Origin of the sequence: Pseudomonas sp. 18.1.10, from assembly GCF_024655625.1 — a bacterium.
Lineage (GTDB): Bacteria > Pseudomonadota > Gammaproteobacteria > Pseudomonadales > Pseudomonadaceae > Aquipseudomonas.
This window is the reverse complement of sequence record NZ_JANLGL010000333.1, coordinates 1-4,351: the sequence shown is the minus strand read 5'-3', so window position 1 is coordinate 4,351 and position 4,351 is coordinate 1. Positions and strand designations below refer to the sequence as shown.

The following is a 4,351-nucleotide window of genomic DNA, read 5'->3' as shown; positions in this document are numbered from 1 at the left end:
TTCGCGAGCAAGCCCGCTCCCACAGTTGACCGCGTTTCAACATGAGAATGCGGTCAAAATGTGGGAGCGGGCTTGCTCGCGAAGACGGCCTCAAAAACACCGCATAACCCACAGCAAAAAATAGATATCAATTGCGAACCAATCTCATCCTCTGCTAGCGTGCGCACCTCCTGAACCCTACGTTCTTCTCAAGGTAGTGCCGTGCTCTCCTGGAATTCGCAGATCGCGCGCCTGTTCGCGGAGCAGAAGAAAGCCCTCGAAGCCTTCGTCACCCGCCGCACCGGCAGCGCCCAAGTGGCCGCCGACCTGACCCAGGAATCGTTCCTGCGCCTGGTGCGCCTGGATTCCGGCGAGAAGATCGACAACCTCCCAGCCTTTCTCTTCACCATCGCCAGCAACCTGGTGCGCGATCACCAGCGCCAGGCCATTCGCCGTGAGCGCCTGGACGCCGGCGAGCCCAGCGAAGAACTGCCGTGCACCAACCCAGGCGCCGACGAACAATTGGCCGCCTACCAACAGGAACAACTGATGCAGGACGCGATCCTGGCGTTGCCCGAAGCGACTCGGCAGATCTTCCTGCTCTATCATGTCGACGAACTTTCCTACCGCGAGATTGGCGAACGTCTGTCGATCACCCCACGCAGTGTGGAATACCAACTACGTCGCGCCTTGATTGAATGCCGCGCCTACATCAAGACGCGGCTCTCCTGCGATGCACAAGGACGTCGGCCATGACCGCCACCCCCACTGCCGACGCGCTGTTTGAACAAGCGTCCGGCTGGTATTTCCGCCTACAGGCCGAGGATGTGACGCCGGCTGACATGGACGCCTTCGCCGCCTGGCTCGGCCAAGGCCAAGCCCAGGATGATGCGTGGCAGGAAGTGCAGGCGCTGCTCGGCGGCCTGCGTGAGCCGGCCCGGGTGATCCGCCGCGCCGAACAGGCCGCCTGGCGCAAACCGCTGCGGCGTTGGGCGTGTGCTGCCACGGTGTTGCTGGCGGTCGGCCTGACCGTGCAAAACACCCCCTGGCTCGACCGCCTGCGCGCGGACTATGCCACCGGCACCGGTGAGTCGCGCATCGTCGAATTGGCCGATGGTTCCCAGCTGCAACTGAACACCGACAGCGCGATTCAAGTGCGCATGAGCGGCGGCGAGCGTCAGATTCGTCTGCTGCGCGGCGAAGGCTTTTTCAGCGTAACCAAGGACCCGGCGCGGCCGTTCGTGGTGCAGTCCGGTAAGGGCTGGGTCAAGGTGGTCGGCACCCAGTTCAGCGTGGCGCGGCGCGATGCGCAGACGCGGGTGCAGGTGGCGCAGGGCAAGGTGCAGGTCAGCGCGGGTAGCGGTGACACGGTGTACCTGGAGCCGGGGCGGGCGGTGGAGTATCAGGGCCAGCACCTTGCCGAGGTCCACGGTTTCGACCCGGCCAGCGGCTTTGCCTGGCGCCAGCGGCAATTGGTATTTCGTCAGCAGCCGTTATCGGAAGTGGTCAGCGAACTGAACCGCTACTGGCCCGGCAAGACCCTGGTACTCGGCGACGCGCTGCGCAAGCGCGTGGTCTCCGGCGTGTTTGAAATCGACAAACCCGACGCGGTCATCAAGGCGTTGGAATACACCCTCAACCTGCGCGCCGAGCATTACACCCCGTATTTGCTGGTATTGCGCGACGGCAAAGCGTCCTGACGGCAACTTTTTCAAAATAGTTTCAGGGTTTCCCCGTGAGCCATCGTCCTTGATGACTGAGGCGCAAATAGTAAGCACTCTCAAGTAGTGCGGCGCCGATCACCGACTTTTTCTGCACCGGGGAGCACCATCCATGGCACACCGATACGCCGCACGGCCTTTGCTGGCACTGGCCATTTCCATGGCCAGTGGCACTGCGCCGCTGTACTTGCAGGCCGCTGAGACCACGCAGGCCCAGACTTACCGCTTCGATATTCCAGGGCAAAGCCTGGATGGCGCGTTGGCGGCGTTTTCGGCGGTGACGCGGATTCAGGTGTTGGTGTCTGGGGAGTTGACGCAAGGTGTGACATCCCCGGGTGTGCGCGGCAACTTGGGCCAGCGCGAGGCCCTTGGCTTGTTGCTGGGCGGCACGGGGTTGAACGCGGCGTTTATCAATGCCGACACCGTGACCCTGGAAAAGCCTGTGGCCAGCGGCTCTGCCCTTGAAGTCGGTGCAACAACCATCAGCGCCGAACGCCTGGGTGCTACCACCGAAGGTACAGGTTCCTACACCACCGGCGCGGTGACCATTGGCAAGGGCGAGCAGAAACTCAAGGACATCCCGCAGTCGGTCAGCGTCATGACCCGCAAGCAGATGGATGACCAGAACACCACCAAGCTGTCCGAAGTGGTCAAGCGCACCCCTGGCCTGACGGCGACCAAATCCCCCGGCCCCGGCATGTTCATCTTCTCCCGGGGTTTCGAGATCGGCACCCTGCAATACGATGGCGTAGGCATCCCGCGTAACACCTACACCCTGGGCAGCTACCTCACCGAAAACATGGCGATCTACGACCGCGTCGAAACTCTGCGTGGCCCGGCCGCGTTGCTGCAAGGCGCCAACAGCCCCGGCGGCACCATGAACCTGGTGCGCAAACGCGGCCAGCAGGCGCCGACTGTGACCATCACCGCCAAGGCCGGCTCCTGGGACCACTACGGCACTCAAGTCGACGTCGGCGGCCCGATGAATGCCGAAGGCACCTTGCGCGGCCGCTTCGTGGCGGATTACGACACGACCAACTCCTTTGTCGACTACGCCGGCGGCTGGAATCAGACAGTCTACGCGGCTGTGGACTACGACTTCACGGCAGACACCACCGTCGGGGTCGGCATCAGCAACCAGAAAGGCCATTCGCGGCCCAACTTCATGTCGTTGCCCCGTTACGCCGACGGCAGCGATATCGGCCTGCCGCGCTCGACCTTTGTCGGCGCCAGCTGGAACCGCAACGTCAACAACCAGACCCAAGTGTTCGCCGACCTGGAGCATCGCTTCAACGATGACTGGAAAGTGAAGGCCGCGTTGGTGGCGATGGATGAACACAACGACGCAACCTACCAGGCGACGTGGGATACCATCCCCAACGGCGGCGGCACCGTGCGTTATATCGATTGGGTCACCGACTTCAACACCAAGAGCCGCGGCGCGGATGTGTACGTCGATGGCAAGTTCGACGGCCTGGGTTTCCAGCAGGAAATGATCCTGGGCGCCAACTATTCCAAGCTCACCACCGATGACCTGTGGGCGCGAGCGGCAACGCCGGGTGCGGATATCTTCAACATCGACCACAACCGTCCGCAGCGCGACAAATACCAGCTGTTCAAGGACGGTTGGGGGTCCAAGAGCTGGTATGACGTTCGCCAGAAAGGCATCTATGGCACCTGGCGCGTGAAGCTGCTGGACCCGTTGACCCTGATCGTCGGCGCGCGCACCAGTTGGTATGACTTCTCCTACATCGGCCAGAGCGGTGTCAAGGGGACCTATGGCGCGCCTGAAGCCAGCAGCACCCAAACCAACGGCAAGGTCACGCCTTACACCGGCCTGGTCTATGAACTGAATGACCAATGGTCGGCCTACGCCAGTTACGCCGACGCGTTTGAACCACAGACCAACCAAACCACGTCCCACACGATCCTCAAGCCCATCGAAGGCAAGAACTACGAGTTGGGGATCAAGGGCGAATTGGCCGATGGCCGCCTCAACACCTCGTTTGCGATCTTCCGCTATGACCAGGAAAACCGCGCTGCCCAGGACCTGCAAGGGCCGCAGAACTGCAACGGTTGGTACTGCTCGGTGGCTTCGGGCAAAGTCCGCAGCCAGGGTTTTGAAGCCACGTTGAGCGGTGAAGTGCTGCCGGGGTTGCAGCTCAATTCCAGCTACACCTACAACACCACCAAATTCCTCAAGGACGACGACTACGAAGGCAAGATCTTCAGCACCTGGACGCCCAAGCATTTGCTCAAGGTCTGGGGTGATTACCAGTTGCCGGGCGACTGGCAGAAATTCAGCGTCGGCGCCGGCGTGACCGCGCAAAGCAGCACCGTGGCCTACGACCGCACGTTCAGCGTGCCGGGCAATGCGCTGTGGGATTCGCGGGTGGCGTACAAGATCAACCAGGAATTCAGCGTGGCGGCGAATCTGAACAATATGTTCGACAAGAAGTATTACATCCCGGCGTATAACGCGAATTGGGGCAGTAACTACTATGGCGATCCGCGTAATGTGATGTTCACCATGACCTACACCCCGCAGTTTTAAAGCCTACCTATAACCCCTGTGGGAGCGGGCTTGTGTGGGAGCGGGCTTGCTCGCGAAGGCGATCTGTCAGTTACAGAAGTGCTGTCTGACCCACCGC

General features: G+C 61.6%; 3 protein-coding genes. All 3 read left to right on the top strand.

The window, feature by feature from the left end; all coding sequences use genetic code 11:
• The first annotated feature begins 201 nt into the window (after nucleotides 1-201).
• Entirely contained in the window at nucleotides 202-735 is a 534-nt protein-coding gene (locus tag NUV89_RS28035) for an RNA polymerase sigma factor (RefSeq protein ID WP_257783875.1), read from the top strand.
• Nucleotides 732-1,679 carry a FecR family protein gene (locus NUV89_RS28030; RefSeq protein ID WP_257783874.1) on the top strand — a complete coding sequence of 316 codons (948 nt, stop codon included), beginning with the start codon at nucleotides 732-734 and terminating at the stop codon, nucleotides 1,677-1,679. Before NUV89_RS28035 ends, NUV89_RS28030 begins: the two co-directional genes overlap by 4 nt.
• 133 nt (nucleotides 1,680-1,812) lie before the next feature.
• Nucleotides 1,813-4,254, top strand: a complete 2,442-nt coding sequence (locus tag NUV89_RS28025; protein ID WP_257783873.1) for a TonB-dependent siderophore receptor — start codon at nucleotides 1,813-1,815, stop codon at nucleotides 4,252-4,254.
• Nucleotides 4,255-4,351 lie beyond the last annotated feature (97 nt).

Bases quoted from the DNA above. Each gene is read 5' to 3' on its own strand.
- NUV89_RS28030 (WP_257783874.1), top strand. From the start codon at position 732: ATGACCGCCACCCCCACTGCCGACGCGCTGTTTGAACAAGCGTCCGGC.
- NUV89_RS28025 (WP_257783873.1), top strand. From the start codon at position 1,813: ATGGCACACCGATACGCCGCACGGCCTTTGCTGGCACTGGCCATTTCC.